Origin of the sequence: Fibrobacter sp., assembly GCA_024399065.1 — a bacterium.
GTDB lineage: Bacteria > Fibrobacterota > Fibrobacteria > Fibrobacterales > Fibrobacteraceae > Fibrobacter.
In genome coordinates, this window is the sequence record JAKSIB010000001.1 from 159,681 (window position 1) to 179,230 (window position 19,550).

At 49.3% G+C, this 19,550-nt stretch carries 7 protein-coding genes; all 7 read left to right on the forward strand.

Translation table 11 applies throughout. From position 1 onward, the window contains the following. The first annotated feature begins 142 nt into the window (after nt 1-142). Complete coding sequence (locus MJZ25_00715; GenBank protein ID MCQ2122689.1) at nt 143-1,753, forward strand: carbohydrate-binding protein; 1,611 nt, start codon at nt 143-145, stop codon at nt 1,751-1,753. 272 nt (nt 1,754-2,025) lie between these two features. Continuing rightward, entirely contained in the window at nt 2,026-3,996 is a 1,971-nt protein-coding gene (locus MJZ25_00720) for a carbohydrate-binding protein (protein ID MCQ2122690.1), read from the forward strand. A gap of 429 nt (nt 3,997-4,425) precedes the next feature. Continuing rightward, nucleotides 4,426-6,756 (forward strand): family 43 glycosylhydrolase, encoded by a 2,331-nt coding sequence (locus tag MJZ25_00725; GenBank protein ID MCQ2122691.1) that lies wholly within the window; start codon nt 4,426-4,428, stop codon nt 6,754-6,756. A 243-nt stretch (nt 6,757-6,999) separates the two neighbouring features. Continuing rightward, on the forward strand, nt 7,000-9,129 hold the full coding sequence (locus MJZ25_00730) for a family 43 glycosylhydrolase (GenBank protein MCQ2122692.1): 2,130 nt from the start codon (nt 7,000-7,002) through the stop codon (nt 9,127-9,129). 183 nt (nt 9,130-9,312) lie between these two features. Further along, nucleotides 9,313-11,922 carry a carbohydrate-binding protein gene (locus MJZ25_00735; GenBank protein ID MCQ2122693.1) on the forward strand — a complete coding sequence of 870 codons (2,610 nt, stop codon included), beginning with the start codon at nt 9,313-9,315 and terminating at the stop codon, nt 11,920-11,922. Nucleotides 11,923-12,282: 360 nt separating this feature from the next. Beyond that, nucleotides 12,283-16,173, forward strand: coding sequence for a carbohydrate-binding protein (locus MJZ25_00740; GenBank protein ID MCQ2122694.1), 3,891 nt, complete (start codon nt 12,283-12,285; stop codon nt 16,171-16,173). 276 nt (nt 16,174-16,449) lie between these two features. Next, the gene (locus MJZ25_00745) at nt 16,450-19,452 is read left to right on the forward strand and encodes a glycoside hydrolase N-terminal domain-containing protein (protein ID MCQ2122695.1); all 3,003 of its coding nucleotides are present in this window, start codon (nt 16,450-16,452) and stop codon (nt 19,450-19,452) included. Nucleotides 19,453-19,550: the final 98 nt, after the last annotated feature.

Here is a 19,550-nt window from a genome sequence, read left to right on the forward strand (position 1 = left end):
GAAAATTGCGAAATTAGGGCAAAAACTGCGGTTTTTGCCTTTTTTGCGTTGATATATTGTCCATAAGTTCTTGCTCTGGATAGTCGATTTTACCCCCAAAAAGGGGTAATTTTAAGTTTGTAAAGAACTCAAGGAGCATTTAATGGGTGTGTTTAAGAAACTGGGCTGCGCTGCTGCAGCAATGACTTTCGGTCTGTCCATGTTTGCGGCTAGTGCAAATGCCGCCCCGAACCCGAATTTCCACATTTATATCGCTTACGGTCAGTCCAATATGGCTGGTAACGGCGAAATTGACCCCTCTGTCGATCAGGCTCAGGACCCCAAGAACTTTATCATGCTGGCTTCCCATAATGCAAATGCCGGCAATCGTACGGGAAAAACCACGCAATCCATTAAGACTGGCGAATGGTATCCGGCTATCCCGCCTATGTTCCATGCATTTGAACAGCTTTCTCCCGCAGACTATTTTGGCCGCGCCATGGTGGACTCCCTGCCGGGCGTAACCGTGGGTATTATCCCGGTGGCTGTGGGTGGCGTCAGCATTCGTGCCTTCCTTTTGGATCAGTATGCCGCTTATTTTGATGGCGATGGCAGAAGCTTTAAGGGTTGGGCCGGTGACTACGGTGGAAACCCCATGGGCCGTATTTTGGAACTTGCCAAGAAGGCTAAGGAAGTTGGTGTTATCAAGGGTGTCCTTTTCCACCAGGGTGAAAGCGATGGTGTAGATGACAACTGGCGTAACCGTGTTTATGCTTCCTATAAGACCATTATCGATGAACTGGACTTGGATGAAAACGAAGTTCCCTTCGTTGCTGGTGAAATGCTCCAGGCACAGGGTGCTTGCTGCGGTAGCAAGAATCCCGGCATTGCTCAGCTCAAGACCAAGTTTAAGAAGTTCGGCTTGGCTTCTTCCCAGGGACTTGCCGGTAATGGTAAGGACCCCTACCACTTCGGTCGTTCCGGTGTGATTGAACTGGGTAAGCGCTATTGCTCCGAAATGCTGAAGCTTATCGACAGAACTATTGACCCCAACGCTCCGGCAGTAAACGTGGTTGATCCTACTCAGTCTACCGTTCCTGATGCTCCTCCTGAAGAATATGGTCCTTACTATGGTGAACCTATGACCATTCCGGGCCAGATCCAGGCCGAAGACTACAACAAGGGTGGTGCTGGCAAGGCTTACTATGACCTGGACAAGGGTAATAGCGAAGGCAAGTACCGTAAGGACGATGTGGACGTGAAGCAGCCCAATAAGGGTATGGCTGTTGGCTCTTGCCGAAAGGGTGAATGGCTCAAGTACACCGTGAAAGTTGAAGAAGCCGGTGAATATGAAATTTCTGCTCTTATTGCTGGTGACAACAAGACTGGTGGCTTTGTTCTCTACATGGACGATGAACGTATCGGTGATGAAATTGTCAATGCTGGCTTGGGCTGGGATGACGAAGGCTATTCCATGGTAAGCGGTGGCAAGGCTACCTTGGCTGCTGGCGAACACGAACTGAAGCTTGAAATCACCAACGACTGGGTCGATATTGACTACGTTGAATTCAAGAAGGTTGAAGCTGCCAACAACGATACTACTCCAGATGCAATCTGCCAGAAGATCGTTGTGAATGCTTCCCAGGATATGTCCAAGGCTCAGTACTTTGACATGCAGGGCAATCGCATTAGCAAGTCCGACACTAAGAATTTGGGCGTCTATATGGTTCACATTCCTGGTGGCAAGACCTTCATGATGCGTACCGAAAAGTAATCGGAAAAGATCTTAATACATCCTCTCTGACAGCTCGCTACGGCGGGCTGTCTTTTTTTTGAAAATGGTGGAATTTTATGAATAATGTGGATTTTCTGCTGTAAAACCATGCTTTTTTCGGTATTGTAGTTTTTGAGAAAATCGCAAAAGTAATTGTTTTAGGTGGGTGTAAATTCCTCTTCCACTTAGGTAATTTATAGTTGTGAGCCTGCGCCATCTGTGTTTGCGCGGGACACAAAAACGGGAATGATGGGATGATTAAAAATTTCAAAATGAAATCTGTTCTGGCTGCCGCTGCTGTAGCCACGATGTCTACTGGCGCTTTTGCTGCCACTACCTTGAAAGTTGACCTTACCGATAGCATTCGCCCGGTAACTCATGTGGGCTCCGGCTCTCTTTATGGCTTTACTGAAAGCCTCCCCAGCAATGTGGATGCTGATGTTGCTCCCCTTAAGCCGAATGTATTCCTGGCTCCGGCCCGTAGCGGTTCCGGTCGTCAGCAGGGTATTGGTGGCGCCTTCCTGATTTCTCCCCGCCTTGCAAAGACTACTGCAAAGGTGCAGATTCGTTTGGCAGACATTTTGCCGGGTTGGCCGTACAAGTATCAGAACTGGGATCATTGGAAGAAGGAAGTGACTTCTGTTGTGAACGACAAGAAGTCCGCTGCTACCCAGAATTTTGATGGTTATGAAATCTGGAATGAACCTAACGATACCTGGAAGGGCTCCAATAATTTCGAGGCTGATTTGTGGAAACCCACTTATCAATTGCTTCGTCAGCTGGATCCGGGTGCAAAGATTATTGGACCTTCCTACTCTTTCTACAACTCCACCAGAATGGAAAACTTCCTGAAGTATTGCGTCCAGAACAACTGCGTTCCCGATGTAATTAGCTGGCATCAGTGGGGCTCCGAAGGCTTGGTGGGTGCAATCGAAAATCTCCGCGCCCTCGAAAAGAAGCTTGGCATTTCTCCCCGCGCCATCAGCATTAACGAATACTCTTCCAGCAAGCATGAACTGGAAGGATGCCCGGGCGTTTCTGTTCCGTTCCTTGCAAAGTTTGAACGCCATGGTGTTGAAAGTGCAATGATTTCCTGGTGGTTCGTACCGCTGCCGGGTCGCTTGGGCAGCCTCTTGACCGCACAGAATCAGCGTGGCGGTGGTTGGCATATGTACAAGTGGTATGGCGACATGTCTGGCTACATGGCAAAGGTAACCCCGCCTAACGACAAGAGCGATGGCGTTGATGGTTTTGCCGCTGTAGATGCAAAGCAGAATTACGCAAGTTTGGTGTTAGGAGGAAACACTTTAGGTGACATTGACGTTGTCTTCGAAAAGGTCCCCTCTTTCTTGGGCGGCAAGATGAAGGCCATCGTTGAACGCGTGGTATGGGAAAACAAGGACAAGGCTGTTGCGAAGACCGATACCCTTTCTGTGAAGGAAGTGACTTTGAACGGTCCGTCCGTCACCATCCCGGTGAAGATTGAAAACGCCTACTACGCCTATCGTGTTTACTTGACTCCGATCAATGTTCCGCTGGAACCGTACAAGGGTGAAATTGCAATCCCGGGTAAGGTGGAAGCAGAAAATTATGACAAGGCTGGCCAGGGTTTCTCCTACTACGATATGGATATGGAAAACAAGAGCGGTTCCTATCGCGATGACGGTGTGGATATCGAAGGAGTTGACTGCAATAATGATGGAAGCTGCAAGAGCTATGTGATTGGCTACACCCAGGAAGGTGAATGGCTGAAGTACTCCGTGAATGTGGCTGCCGATGGTGAATATGCAATTTCTGCAAATGTTGCTACTTCCGCCGACACCAAGGGATTCAAGTTGTTCATGGATGACAAGGAAATTGCCGGTGACTACACTGTACCCGCAACAGGCGAAGGCTGGAGCGACTACAAGGTGATCGAAGTGGGCAAGGCAAACCTCACTGCAGGCAAGCATGTGCTGAAACTGCAGATTGTAGGCAGCTACGTGAATATCGACTGGGTGGAATTCAAGGATGCCTCCAAGATTGAAGAACCTGTGGTTGAACCGGAAGATCCTGAAGATCCTGAAAATCCGGCCTCTATCTTTACGGGCGACCTTGCTGTCAGAATCCAGAACAGCGCAATGGCTGAATATTTCAACATGAACGGCAAACGCGTAAGCAAGTCCATGATGATGCAGAAGGCTGGTGTGTATTTGGTTCGTATTCCTGGCAAGAAGACTTACATCATCCGCACCGAAAAGTAAGATCGAATTTTAAATCATACATAACATCACAACCCGAAAAAGGTAGTCCGAGAAATCGGGCTATCTTTTTTTGCATAGGGCGACGGCGGCAGAAAATTTTCAAAAAGGTTTCTGTAATTTTTATAACAGTTTTTTAAGAGTTTGTTTACAAAAATATCCACAAAGTGTGATGAAACTCATGGTTTCTGAAATTTTCATTTTGTAGTTTAAGCCCATCATGAAAACGAAAGAAAACATCGCCGTTATCAAGCATATCGCAATTTTCTGTGGCCTTGCCGTTGTGCTGGGTTTCCTTTACGGTTAATCTGCGTTAAATGCTTTTTTCCTATGGACAAACTGTCCATGGAAACTCCTTTTCTACCCTGAAAATATCTTCCATTTGGGAATATTTTTATACCTGTAAAACCGTAAAAACGGATTGGTATGGGTATGAAAAAAGAAAATTTGAAAATCATCAAGCAGACCGTTGGCTTGCTGGCTTTTGCCGCAGTTCTTGCTCTGCCTGGAATGAGTGACGCTGCAACTGTCAAAAATCCTGTCATTTGGTCTGATTCTCCGGACCCGTCTATTGTCCGCGTGGAAGACAATTACTACATGGTGACTACCACCATGCATTATGCACCGGGTATTCCTATTTTCAAGAGTACCGATTTGGCCCAGTGGCGCACTGTTGGCTATGTGTACGAAACCCTGACCAATAACGATAACATGAACCTCAACGGTGGCAAGGATGCCTACGGTAAGGGCTCCTGGGCCTCCAGCATCCGTTATCGCGAAAGTGACGGTTACTACTACGTTTTGACTCCGTCTTATACCACCAATAAGACTCATCTTTACAAGACCAAGGATATTGAAGCCGGTCCCTGGAGTGAAATCCAGTTGCCTTTCTATCATGACCCTTCCTTGTTCTTTGATGACGATGGAACTGCATGGGTTTTCTATGGTTCTGGCGACCAGATCAGCTATGTTCAGCTGAACAACGATGCTTCTGGCGTTAAGGCTGGTGGCCGCAGCGGTAAGGTTGGCGGCGTTAGCGTTAACAAGGTTACCGGTACCACCAATTACTATGTGCAGCAGGAAGGCTCTCACATGGAAAAGGTGAATGGCGAATATTACTTGTTCACCATTTCCTGGCCTGCAGGCGCCTGCCGTACTGAAATTGTTTACCGTTCCAAGAGCCTTTTGGATGGCTTCTCCGGACGAATTTTCCTCCAGAGCAATGGCGTTGCCCAGGGTGGTATCTTTGATACTCCTGATGGCAAGTGGTATGCTCTCCTGTTCCGCGATTCTGGTCCTGTCGGCCGTATTTCTCACTTGGTTCCCACCGTCTGGAAGGATGGCTGGCCGGAACCTGCTGGCGGCACCAGAAGCGCTCCCGCAACTTTGGATTTGCCCAACGATGTTGAACCGGGCTATGGCATGGTTACTTCCGATGACTTCGACGGTGACGAACTCCCGTTGGAATGGCAGTGGAACCACAACCCGGATAACTCCAAGTGGAAACTCACCGATGGCAAGCTCCGTATTACCACTGGCCGCGTTGACAGCCGTATTACCAACGTAAAGAATATGCTGACTCAGCGTACCTTTGGCCCTAAGTGTGTTGGCCGCACCTTGGTCGATGGCGCCAACATGAAGGATGGTGACGTTGCTGGTCTCGCTGCATGGCAGGACAACAAGGGTATGGTTGCTCTCGCTAAGGAAAATGGTGGCTACAAGGTTGTAATGTACAGCGGCACCAAGGATGGTGAAAAGCGTGAAGCAACACAGAACCTTTCCGGTTCCAAGGTTTACCTCCGCGTTGACTTTGACATTCCTATCGACAAGGGTACTGCTTCTTTCTACTACAGCGAAGATGGCAGCACCTGGAACAAGATTGGTACCAACGTTTCTTTGAGCTTCGACTTGCACATGTTCGTGGGTAACCGTTTCGGCCTCTTCAACTGGGCAACAAAAACTGCCGGTGGTTCCGTTGACTTTGACTGGTTCAAGATTGGCGTGAACGAAAAGGACGAAATCTATCTGGACGACATTACTGCAGAACCGATTCCGCAGACTGCACACAATGCAACTCAGACTCCGTGGGCAATTCCTGGCCAGATTGAAGCTGAAGACTTCGATGATCCGGGTAAGGGCAAGGGTGCTGCTTCCTACTCTGAAAGCGATGCCGACAACCACGGTGATAGCAAGTATCGCGATGGCACTGGCGTTGACCTGTATGCAAAGGCAACCGGCGTGGTCGTTGGCTATATCCAGAAGGGCGAATGGTTGGAATACACCATCAACGTAGCAAAGGAAGGCGACTACACTATGTTTGCTGCAGTGGCTTCTGATGGCGGCTCTAGCTTCAGCCTTTCTATCGATGGCAAGGATATTACCGAAGAAATCGCTGTTCCTGCTGCAAAGAAGGAAGAAGGTGCAGAACAGAACTTTGATGACTATAGCAAGGTGAAAGCTAATGTGGTTCTGCCTGCTGGCGTACACGTGCTCCGCTTCACTGCAACTGCAGACTGGTTCGACGTGGACTACATCAACTTTGCTGAAGGCAAGGATGCCGAGGATCCGGCTCCGATTTTGCCTCCGGAAGATCCTGAAGCAATTGGCCAGAGCGTGAAGGGCTTGGTTGATGTGGAAGCTTCTGCAAAGTACTTCGACCTTCGCGGAAACCGCGTGAACAAGGCTTCTGCTATGAAGGCCGGCGTTTACCTGGTGAAGACCTCCAAGGGTGCTTTCCTGGAACGCGTCGAAAAGAGCCGTTAATTTAGACGCTGGCGCAGCGTAAAAAATGAGGCGCGCCTCGAAATCGCCGCTTCTAGAAATTTCATACCTCCAATAAGCCTTGTCGCAAATCCCTGCGGCAGGGCTTTTTTTGTTGAAATTCACGAAGAAAAAAGAAGGTCTCCTATGGATAACTTGTCCACGGGAATTTGTTTTAGGGTAGGGCATTTGGAAGCCTATTAAGATAATTTTTGAAAAAAACTGATGGGATAAATGGGAGATTCCATGAAAAAAAGTTTCAAATCTGTAAAGTTGGCTGCCTCTGTCTGTGGCCTCGCGATGTTTGGCCTTGCTTCTAACGCCATGGCCGATAATCCGTTTATTCAGACTTATTATTCTCCGGACCCGGCTCCGGTTGTATTTGGCGATACTCTTTGCTCTTATTCCGGTAACGATGAAGGCGGTTCTTTCTTTACCATGCACGGTTGGCGCGTGTCCTGCACCACCGATATGGTGAACTGGACCGATATGAATACCCTGATTCTCGAAGCGGGCGACTTTAATGGCAGCGCCAAAAAGAATGGTGACTGGGCAGCTCAGGTTATTCGCCGTAAAAATGCGGAAGGTGTTTACAAGTATTACTACTACGTAACCGTGGAATCGACCCGCGGTGGCCGCGCCATTAACGTGGCTGTGTCTGATTACAAGGAAGGCCCCTTTAAGGACGCCCTGAATGGCAAGCACTTGGCAGGCCCCAACTGGGACTACATCGACCCTACCGTATGGATCGATGACGATGGCCAGGCTTACCTCTACTGGGGTAACCCCAAGCTTTACTATTGCCCTCTTAAGGACAACATGATCGAATGTGACGGTAAGGAAAAGGTCACCGACATGGCTTCCTTTAACGGCAAGTATACCGAAGGTCCGTGGATTCACAAGCGCGGCAAGAAGTATTACATGATTTACGCTGCCGGCGGCATTCCGGAATCCATTGACTACTCCTGGAGTGATTCTCCCACCGGACCGTGGGAATACAAGGGCGTGATTATGCCTAGCGCCGAACCGGGTTCTGCCTTTACTGTTCATTCCGGCATTGTAGATTTCAAGGGCCGTAGCTTCTTCTTCTATCATAACCAGCGTCGCGTTCCCAGCGCAGGCGGCTATTCCCGTACTTCTGCTGTTGAAGAATTCACCTGGGGCGCCGACGGTACCATTCCCACTATCCGTATGACGGATGAAGGTGTTACCAAGCCTATCAAGAATCTTGACCCCTACGAAAAGGTTCAGGCAGAAACCAAGGCTTGGATGGATGGAATTACTGTTGATAAGGCCGGTGGTTACACCATCATCAAGAATGTGGATGTTGAAGGCAAGACCGTATTCCTTACCAACATGAATTCTGGTTCCTGGACTAAGGTCCGTTCTGTGGATATGGGTGATGGTGCAGACAATATTGTGGTTTGTACCAAGGGTGCATCCGGTGTCATTGAGCTTCACTCCGGTTCTGCAACAGGTCCGCTGATGTCTACCATCAATGTTCCTGCAAGCTCTGATTGGCAGGAAAGTTCTTTCCCTGTAACAGGCGCTGAAGGCGTTGCTGACCTGTATTTTGTTTTCAAGTCCGGCAACTTCAAATTTGACTACTGGTATATGGAAAGTACAGCACAGGCTGTTCCACAGGAACCGTTCTCCGGCAAGGCGGCTGCCATTCCTGGCATTATTCAGGCTGAAGAATTCGATAAGCCGGGCAAGGGCCGCGGAAATCAGTCTTTCAGCGACAAGGATGCTGAAAACCACGGCGATAGCGACATGCGTGCCGATGACGCTCCTTCAGTTGATCTTTACAAGAAGTCCGATGACCGCGTTGTCGTAGGCTACATTCAGGAAGGTGAATGGCTGGAATACACGGTGGATGTTGCAGAAGCTGGCGATTATACCATGTTTGCTGCAGTCGCCTCCGATGGTGGCTCCAACTTCAGCGTGTCTATTGACGGTGAAGTTGCTGTCGAAAAATTTGATGTTCCTGCCGCCAAGAAGGAAAATGAAACCGCACAGAATTTTGATGACTATGCCAAAGTTGGTGCAAATGTGAAGTTCTCCGCTGGCAAGCATATTGTGCGCATCACTGCTACTTCCGATTGGTTTGATATAGACTACTTCAACTTTGTGAAGGGAAAGGATGCCGACGATGACAAGCCTTTGTCCGGTGAAACGGAAGCATTGCGCGGATCAGTAAAATTTGTTGTTTCTTCACAGACGTTCGACGTGTTCAATATGCTGGGCAAGAAACTTGGCACTGTGCAGCTGAATGGCGAATCTGCCAAGGAAGCCCTCTCCCAGGCTGGCTTCGGCAAGGGCGTGTACATGCTCCGTAGCGCAGGCAAGAATATGATGGTGAATACTGTCAGATAGTCGAATCGGTCGCACGAAAAAATTCTCACTACTCCTTATTGAACCCTCGCGAATGCGGGGGTTCTTTTTTGCTTTTTGGGTCGCCGCCGTTGACAATCCGTCCATAGGAATGCACTGGCGAGGGTGTTTTTTGATTTGTTCTGGAAATATTTTTGTATTGGGTGTAGAAAAAAAGGATGATCTATGAATAAGAAGTTCATTTTTGGTTTGATGGCATTGTTGGGCTGCGCCTCAACTTCCCTTGCTGCTACTGAATTTTTCGTTTCACCGTCGGGTAACGACGCTGCCGAAGGTACCAAGGCTGCACCTTTCAAGACCATTGAAAAGGCCCAGAAGGCTGTTCGTGCTATTAACGGCACCATGACCGATGACATTACGGTCTACCTCCGCGAAGGAACCTACGCTCTCGCAAATACAATTAAGTTTACCGAAGCCGATGGCGGTAAGAATGGCCACTATGTGCGTTATAAGGCTTTTGGTGATGAACGCCCCTTGATTACTGGCGGTATGCCTATTACCGGCTGGACCTTGCACGATGAAAAGAATAACATCTGGAAGGCGGAAGGTGTCGATGGCCGTTTCCGTCAGCTTTACGTGAATAATCGTAAGGCAGTCCGCGCTTGTTTCCCCAATGTGATTGCTGCAAGCGACAAGGGCCTTGGCGGTTTTGACCATGACTTTGTGCGCCTTACCAAGGTGGACTCTACCGGCCGCGCCTTTGACGTGAATGCCGACTACATCAAGAATATCAAGAATATCGAAGATGTTGAAATCCACTTGATGATCGCCTGGTCCGAAAACATTTTGCGCCTTGAAAAGGCCCAAGTGAACGGCGGTACCGCAAAGCTTATTCCCAAGGATCCGGAACGTACCAAGTTGTTCCATCGCGCATACCCCATGCTGGGTACCGCCTTCATGAGCAATCCGCCCAAGCAGCAGGCTTTCTATCTTGAAAACTCCTACGACTTGATCGATGCGGAAGGGGAATGGTACCTGGACGAAAAGACCCACACTTTGTATTACAAGCCCCGTTCTGGTGAAAGCATGGCTTCCGCCAATGTGGTTGCTCCCCGCATCAATACTTTGTTCAGTGTCTTGGGTAAGGATACCAAGACCAAGGTGGGCTACATGGCTTTCGAAGGCTTGACCTTTGCCCACTCCAACTACACCCGCCCCAGCGAAGAAGGCTTCCTGGATTTGCAGGCAGCCAACTTCAATGTGGATGTCTTGCCGGATCCGGGTCGCGGAAACTGGGAAAAGCTGAACAGTAACAAGTATTTGCTGTGGCGCCCCGATGCCGCCTTCCGTGTAGAAAATGCCCATCACTTTTTGGTGCAGGGTTGCGTCTTCTCCCAGATTGCAGCTACTGGCCTTGATTTTGTTAGCGGAACAAACGACGACTTGATTCAGGGCAACGCCTTCTTTGAAGTGGGTGCCGCTGGCATTATGCTGGGCAAGTTTGCTCCCGACTCCCTCAGCGAAATTCATGAAGGTTACAACCCCTCTGACAAGGACGAGATCAGCACCCGCGATACCATCAAGAACAATCTGGTGACAAACGTGACCAACGAACATCAGGGTGCCGTAGGTATTGGCGCTGGCTACCCCCGTTACGTTGTCATTGAACATAACGAAGTTTCCTACACCTACTACTCTGGAATTTCTGTTGGCTTTGGCTGGACCAAGAAGGAAACTGCCATGACCAACAATCACATCAACTGGAACAACATCCATCACATTGCCCGCTTGCTATGCGACTCCGGTCCGATCTACACCTTGTCCAACCAGGGCACCGGCAGCGAAATCCAGCACAACTACATTCACGACAATGGAACTTCCAAGTGGGCGGACTACTGGAATGTGCCCATCTATTTGGACGAAGGCTCCAGCGGCTTTACTGTGAAGGAAAACGTGTTCAAGAATTCTCCCGCAGGTGTGGGCCAGAACCAGGCTGGACAAAATACTCTTCAGCAGACCAACGACTACTACAGCGCCGACGTTGTGAATAATGCAGGCATCGAAAAGTCTTTCCAGTACATTCGCGAAATCAAGGAAATTCCTATGGCTGATTTTACTGGCGCCATGACTCAGGAACCCTTCAAGTCTGTAATGACTTTGCCGGGCAAGATTGAGCTGGAAGATTATGATAACGGTGGCAGTGGCGTTGCTTACTCTGATAACGATCTTGAAAATCAGGGCAAGGTATACCGTGAAGACGGTGTTGACGTTGTTGGCCTCGAATGTGCCGATACTTTGAACACTGTTGATTGCAAGGGCTACGCCATTGGTTACACCAATCCGGGCGAATGGATGGAATACTCTATTAAGGCAGAATCTTCTGCTGAATATATGTTCCGTGCCCGTGTCGCAAGTGGTCTTGATGTGGCAAGCTTTATGCTGTTCGTTGACGGGTCCGCAGTGACCGATACCGTCAAGATTCCTCAGGGTGAAGACTGGGTAACCTATACCGAAATTGATGGCAAGACTGCCATGATCGAAAAGGGTGAACACATTCTCCGCGTGAAGATCACCGGTACCTATGGCAACCTTGACTGGATTCAGTTCGCCTTGACTGAGGATGATCTTGCAATTAAGCCTGCTTATCACGTGAACTTCTTCGAAGGCGCTCAGCAGTATCGTGTATACAACATGAACGGCGCTCTTCTCGGAAGCGTTTACGCCGACTCTCATGAGGTGATGGCCAAGACCCGTCAGTTCGTAAAGCAGAGCGGTATGTACGTTGTGAAGGCTGCTCGCGGTAATCAAATGTTCCGCGTCAACGTGATGAAATAGTTTTTAAAGGGCGGATTTCCTGCCAAAAATGAGGAATTTTCGCCCTATATTCCTTGCCATTGACAAGTTATCCATGAGAATAGTTGAAAAGACAAAACTTTTGGTTTAAACTTTTGGTAACTTTGTCGTGTAAACGTTAAGGAATAAAAGTTTCCTACATCACACCCGAAGGCACCCTGGGCAATCCCGCCCGGGGTGTCTTTTTTGTGTCGAAAATTTTTCGACCATCAGCCGTCAATTATCCCTTGGAAAAAAGTGTTGTGGCATTGACAATCTGTCCATAGAACGTGTGTGTAAATAGTGTTTTTTTTTCTTTAAAAAGATAAGTTTAGAGTGGGTGTAAAACGGAAGGATGGTTTTATGAAAACGAATAAATTGGCATTTGCTGCTGCGGCGGCGCTTTCTCTTTCCACTGGAGCCTTGGCTCAGAATTTTAACGAGTGGAACGGAAATCCTAAGACTTTTGGTATTAACGTGCTCACACCTCATGTGACCAGCATGCCGTACAATACGCTTGAAGAAGCCTTGAAGATGGATCGTCGTGCCTCTGAATGGTACCAGAGTCTGTCTGGCACCTGGAAGTTCTTCCATGTGGATGCCCCGGCTCAGCGTAACAACGACTTCTTTGCCGACAATTATGACGTTTCCAAGTGGGACGATATTCCGGTTCCTGGTAACTGGCAGATTTATGGCTACGACCATCCCATTTACAGTAACGTGATTTATCCGTGGAACAAGAATGACTGGATTAACCCTCCTGCAGCGCCCACAAAGTTTAACCCGGTGGGCCATTACCGCCGTAACTTTACCGTGCCCAAGAATTGGGATGGCAAGCGCATTCGCTTGCACTTCGAAGGCGTGGAATCCGCTTACTATGTTTGGGTAAACGGCAAGTTTGTGGGCTATAGCGAAAACTCCTTTACCGACCACGAATTCGATATTACCGATAAGCTTCGTAGCGGTGAAAACAACATCTCTGTGCAGGTGTTCCGCTGGTGCGATGGTTCATGGATGGAAGACCAGGACTTTATCCGACTGTCTGGTATCCAGCGTGATGTGTACATCTACGCCACTCCCAAGACTCACATTCAGGACTTCCAGGTCAATGCTTCCTTGGCAAGCAACTACACCGACGGTACTTTGAATCCTAGCATCTGGGTGAAGAACACCAATGGCTCTGCCTCCGGTTCCTACACTCTTGAAATGGGCGTATACGATGCCACGGGTGCAGCTGTTGTTACAGACAAGGCTTCCATTTCCTCTATTGCTGCAGGCGCAGAAACTAAGGTTACCTTTAACAAGACGATTCCTGGCGTTAAGCTGTGGGCTTCCGAAACTCCGAACCTCTATACCTTCGTGCTTACTTTGAAGGATGCCTCGGGCAAGACTGTACAGGTTGAAAGTAACCGTATTGGCTTTAAGAAGGTGGAATTGAAGAAGAATGCCCAGGGCATTACCCAGTTCCTGGTGAACGGCAAGCCTGTGATTTTGCGCGGTGTGGACCGTCATGAAATCGATCCGGATTACGGCCATACCATTAGCCGCGAATTGATGGAACGAGACGTGTTCCTCATGAAGCAGTTTAATATCAATGCCTTGCGTACTTCCCATTATCCCAATGACCCGTACATGTACGATCTTTGCGATAAGTACGGTATTTATGTTCTTGATGAAACGAACTTGGAAACCCACGGTGCAAACGATAAGGTTCCCAAGAGCGATGACAACTGGCGCCCCGCTTCCTTGGAACGTATCAGCTCCATGATTCAGCGCGACAAGAACCACGCTTCCATTATTATTTGGTCCTTGGGTAACGAAGCCGGCTACGGTGATGTTTTTGCCTCCATGCGCGAATATGCCCATCAGGCAGACCCGTCTCGCCCGGTGCATTACGAAGGCGACAACAACAATGCCGACGTTCAGAGCTGCATGTATTGTAGCGACTGGACTGCCGCCACCTACAACAACAATAACAAGCCCTGGATGCTTTGCGAATACGAACACGCCATGGGTAACTCCGTGGGTGAACTGAAGGAATATGTAGACGCGTTCTACAGCAACCCCCGCGTTTTCGGTGGTTTCATTTGGGACTTTATCGACCAGGGCTTGCGCCGCAACGGTACCAAGTACTTTAATTTCGGCGGCCTCTGGGGCGATCAGCCTAACGACGATAACTTCTGCGCCAATGGCCTGGTTCTTCCGGATCGTACCTTGCAACCCGAAATGTGGGAAGTCAAGCACCAGTACCGTAACGTAGTTGTTCGCGACAAGGGAGCCGCAAAGGGTGCTGTTGAAATTGAAAACCGTTTTGACTTCGTGAACCTGAAGGACTATGCCACTGCAGTTTGGACCCTGAAGGAAGATGGCAAGGAAGTGGCCAAGGGCACTCTTTCTAGCACTCAGCTTGATGTTGCTCCTTTGTCTAAAAAGGAAATTACCATCGATCTCAAGAAGCCCACTCTCAAGGCTGGCTCCGAATACTATCTGGATATTGATTTCCAGTTGAAGAACAAGCAGGATTGGGCCGACGTTGGCTTTAGCATTGCCCACGAACAGTTCATGGTGCAGCTGGGTCAAGATAAAGTTCCTCAGTTGGATTTCACCAGCTTGCCCAAGCACAAGGTTTCCGAAGGCAATGGCAAGGCTGTTGTTGAAGGCAATGATTTCTCCGTTACCATCAATACAGCAAATGCAACCATCGAAGATTACAAGCTGGGAGATGTGCAGCTGATTTCCGCAGGTGGCGTTCCTAACTTCTGGCGTGCTCCTACCGACAACGATAAGGGCTACAACATGGAAAAGGAAAGCGGTGTCTGGCGCAAGGCCGGTAGCACTCGCAAGGTGAACAGTTCCAAGGTCACCAAGGTTTCTGATAACGAAACTCGCTTCGACTTTGACCTGGGTATTTCCGCTGGCTACTCTACCATGAAGCTTAGCTATACCGTTTACGGTTCTGGCGATATCCTGGTGGATTACACCTTTACCCCGGATGCAGCACAACCTGCAATTCCCAATGTGGGTACCCTCTTCACCATTCCTGGCGGCTTTGAAAAGGTCCAGTGGTATGGCCGCGGTCCCAGCGAAAACTATGTGGGTCGTCGCGAAGGTAGCTATGCAGGCGTTTACAAGGCCAATGTAGATGACTTCTTTGTTCCCTACATGGAAGTGGGCGAAACTGGCCAGCGCAGCGATGTGAAGTGGATGATGATGACCAATGCGCAGGGCAAGGGCCTTATGGTTGTTGGTTCTCCCCGTATGGAATTCAACACTTTGCATTACACTCCGGAACAGTTGACTGACGTGAAGCTGCCTTGGGATTTGAAGCGTGACAAGGATATTACCCTCCGCGTAGACCTGCAGCAGATGGGCCTTGGCGGCATCAACAGCTGGGGCGCAAAGCCTCTGGACAAGTACAGACTGTTTGCAAAGAATACCTTCAAGCACAAGTTCCGCATTACTCCGGTTCGTGGCCTGATGGAAGATCCTAATGAACTTGCAAACATCGGTTTCCCCAACTTGGAAACCAGCATGATTACCAACGTGAAGTATCCTTCCATTGAATACGGCGAAGTGAAGCAGGAAGCTTTTGTTGAAAACGTATTCCCGGGTACCATCCAGATGGAAAACTTCGACAAGGGCGGCGAAGGCTTGAGCTATCACGATGCCGATATGGTGAATGAAGGTGGCCTCTATCGCGAAGATGACGGAGTCGACATTGTTAAGGCTGGCGAAGGCTTGGCAATTGGCTATACTCAGACTGGAGAATGGTTGGAATTTACCGTTGATGTGAAGGAAGCCGGTAATTACCTGTTCCGCGCCAACGTGGCTAGCGGTCTGGAAGGCAGTGGCTTTAAGCTTTACATGGATGGCAAGGCTGTAACGGATGCTGTTGAAGTGCCGAAGGGAGCCGATTGGGATACCTATGGTACTGTTGATGGAAAAATTGGCGCAGTTACTGCCGGCAAGCATGTGCTGAAGGTTGAAATTACAGGTGCCTATGCAAATATCGACTGGATTCGCTTTGGTCTCGATGAAGAGTATTTGCCTATTCACAACCGCGTTGAAATGAACGTTAGCGAACCTCAGGACTTCTATGTATTCAACGCAAAGGGCAAGATGCTCACCAAGATGAATGCTGTAGACTTGAACGGTGTTCGTGAACAGATGCAGGCCATGGGTATGCAGCCCGGTGCCTACATAGTTCGCAGTGCAAATGGTGCTATCAAGCAGGTTATGAAGCTGACCCGATAATAAGCGCCTAGCAAAAAAGTTGCTCCTATTCATAATCCCGTTTCCTAGAGATTATGAAGAAAAAGTCACCGGTTCGCCGGTGGCTTTTTTATGCTCCGGGTCGATGGAAAGTTCCGCGCTTTTTGAAAACTACACCTTTGAAAACCTTGCAAAAATGGTTTGTAGGAATCGCGAACCCTTTGACAAACTGTCCATGAGACTTTGTTCATAGCTGTTGGAATCATGGTTTTGAAGGGGTATCTTTATGCTTGTGAATGTGGGCAAAAAGAGGTCTTTATGTTTTCTAGAAATTTGCTGTTCGGTTTGGGTCTGGGTTTTGCGACTCTCACCATTCCTGGTTTTGTTGCTCCCGTGGTGGCGGCACCTACAACATCCCATGTACTTTGGTACAATAGTGATGCCGGTACCACGTTTACCAACGCATTGCCTATCGGTAACGGCTATATGGGCGGCATGGTCTATGGCGGTGTCAGCAAGGACGTCATCAACCTGAACGAAGGTACCGTCTGGAACAGTGGCCCCGGCAGCAACAACAAGAGCGGTTCTGCAAGCAAACTTGGCCAAATTCGTAATGCCCTTTTCTCCGGGGATTACAAAACCGCTGAAGATATGACAGGTAGTTTTTCTACCTATGACATTGCAAAGTTCCAGCCTGTAGGCGACTTGGTTCTGGATTTTGGTCACACGGGTACAGATTACCGCCGTGAACTGGATTTGGAAACCGCCATCGCCAAGACCACTTATACCTCTGGTGGCGTCAAGTATACCCGCGAATATTTTGCGAACTATCCTGATAACGTCATCGTCATTCGCATTTCTGCAGACGCAACCGGCAAGGTAAACTTTAGTGCTTCCCTCACAACGCCCCATACCAACAAGAGCATCAAGAATGTAGGTTCCGATGCGTTAACTCTAGATGCCACCATCAATTCCATCAAGTTCCAGACCCGCTTTGTGGTAAAGGCCGACGGCGGTAAGGTTTCCGCAGGTTACAATTCTGTCAAGGTTGAAGGCGCAAATTCCGCCTACATCATCTTGAATACAGGTACAAACTTTGTCTCCTTCAATAACGTTTCCGCAAACGCCGGTGAACGCGCCGAAGCTGCTGTCACTGCTGCCAGCAAAAAAACTTATGACCAGCTGAAGGCTGCCCACTTGAAGGATTATCAGGAATTGTACAACCGAGTGCGTTTGAACCTGGGTACTCCCGCTTCCAACGCAGGCAATATTACCTCCAGCCGCGTCAAGGCATTTAATACCACCGACGACCCTTCCTTCGTGGAACTTTACTACCAGTTCGGTCGTTACCTCATGATTTCCAGTTCCCGTAAGGGTGGCCAGCCCGCTAACCTTCAGGGCATCTGGAATAACGAAATGAATCCTTCCTGGGGTAGTAAGTACACCACCAACATCAACTTGGAAATGAACTATTGGATGGTGGAATCCGCCAACCTTCAGGAATGCGGTGTGCCGCTGTTTGACAAGATCAAGTCTCTTGTTTCTCAAGGTTCTAAGAGTGCCAAGGAAATTTGGGGAACAGACCGCGGTTGGGTTGTCCATCATAATACCGACCTTTGGAACCGCACGGGACCTGTGGATGGTTCCTGGGGCGTGTGGCCTTCTGGCGCAGGCTGGCTCAGCACCCACCTGTGGGAACATTACCTTTTCACTGGGGATAAGCAGTTCCTGAAGGATGCCTACTCCACCATGAAGGGCGCCGCTGAATTCTACCTCACCACCATGGTGGAGGAACCGGTTTCTGGTCACAAGTATTTGGTCACTGCACCTAGCGATTCTCCGGAAAATACCCACGGTGGCTACAACGTCTGTTTTGGCCCCACTATGGACATTCAGATTGCTCGCGACGCCTTCAACAACGCAATTGAGGCTTCCAAGATCCTGGGCGTAGATGCAGACCTCCGTGCAGATTTTGAAGCTGCAGTGAAGAAGCTTCCGCCTAATCAGATTGGTAAGTATGGCCAGCTGATGGAATGGTTCGAGGACTGGGATGATCCCCGTAGCGATCACCGACATGTTTCCCACCTTTACGGCCTTTTCCCCAGTGCCCAGATTTCTGTGGATGGAACTGCCAAGGAAGCCGAGGCTGCAAAGACCACTTTGACCCAGCGTGGTGACAATGCTACCGGTTGGTCCTTGGCTTGGAAGATCAACTTGTGGGCTCGTCTTCAGGATGGCGATCATGCCTATAAGCTGGTTCGTAACCTCCTTACTCCGGACCGTACCTACAATAACCTTTTTGACGCCCATCCGCCTTTCCAGATTGATGGTAACTTCGGTGCTGTTTCCGGCATTAACGAAATGTTTATCCAGAGTCAGGGCGGCAAGATTCGCGTTTTGCCGGCACTTCCTTCCAAGTGGGGGAGCGGTAGCATCGCAGGTCTCAAGGCCCGTGGCGGCGTGACCGTGGATTCCATGGCTTGGAATAACGGCAAGTTGACCTACCTTGGTTTGAGCACTTCCAACAAGGATAACCTGAATATTGAATACAATGGCAACTTGGTCAGTACCACCACTATGGCTGGCGGCAAGTACGAATTTGATGGTAACCTGAAAATGACCAACGAACCCTTCGAGGCTGTGGTTCTCCCCGCTACTATTGAAGCGGAAGATTATGTGGCCATGGATGGCGTGGTCATTGAACCGGACGAATCAGGCGAACCTAACATCGGCTGGATTGAAGACGGCGACTGGTCGGAATACCTGGTGAAGGCTCCTGTGGCTGGTAAGTATATCGTGAAAGTTCGTGTGGCTTCCGGTGCCGACGAAAACAGCACCATTACTGTTTCTAACGAAGCGGGAAAGGCCCTCGCAACTATTACAGTAGATGCCTCCAAGACGGATGGCTGGAATGACTGGTACGAAGAATCGGCCTCTATCGAGCTTCCTGCCGGCGAACAGACTCTCCGCTTTACCTACAACGGTGATGGCTTCCTCATGAATGTGGACAAGATCGGCTTTGAGGCCGACCCCATGGCGATTCCGGAAGTTGCCGCACGCAGCGTCAATTCCCTGGAAGTTTCCCGTGTTCCCATGGCCCGCGCAAGTGTCGCCCTTATGGTGAAGGCCCCTGCCGGCGAAAGCTATACCGTCCGCCTTTTGGATGTGGATGGCCGCCAGGTGGGTGTCTCCCGCGGAATTGGTTCCAACGGTACAAACCTGGTAGAATTTGGCGCATCGGAAAGGCTTCCTAGGGGCAATTATATCGCCATAGTCCGTTGCGGTTCCCGCCAGAAGTCTCTGCGCTTGTCCGCATTCTAAAAATCAAGGGAAAATGCCTAAAAACGGCTTTTATCCCATTGACAATATGTCCATAGAAGGTGTGGTTTCGCCATGCCTTTTTTAGTGATAAACGGGTA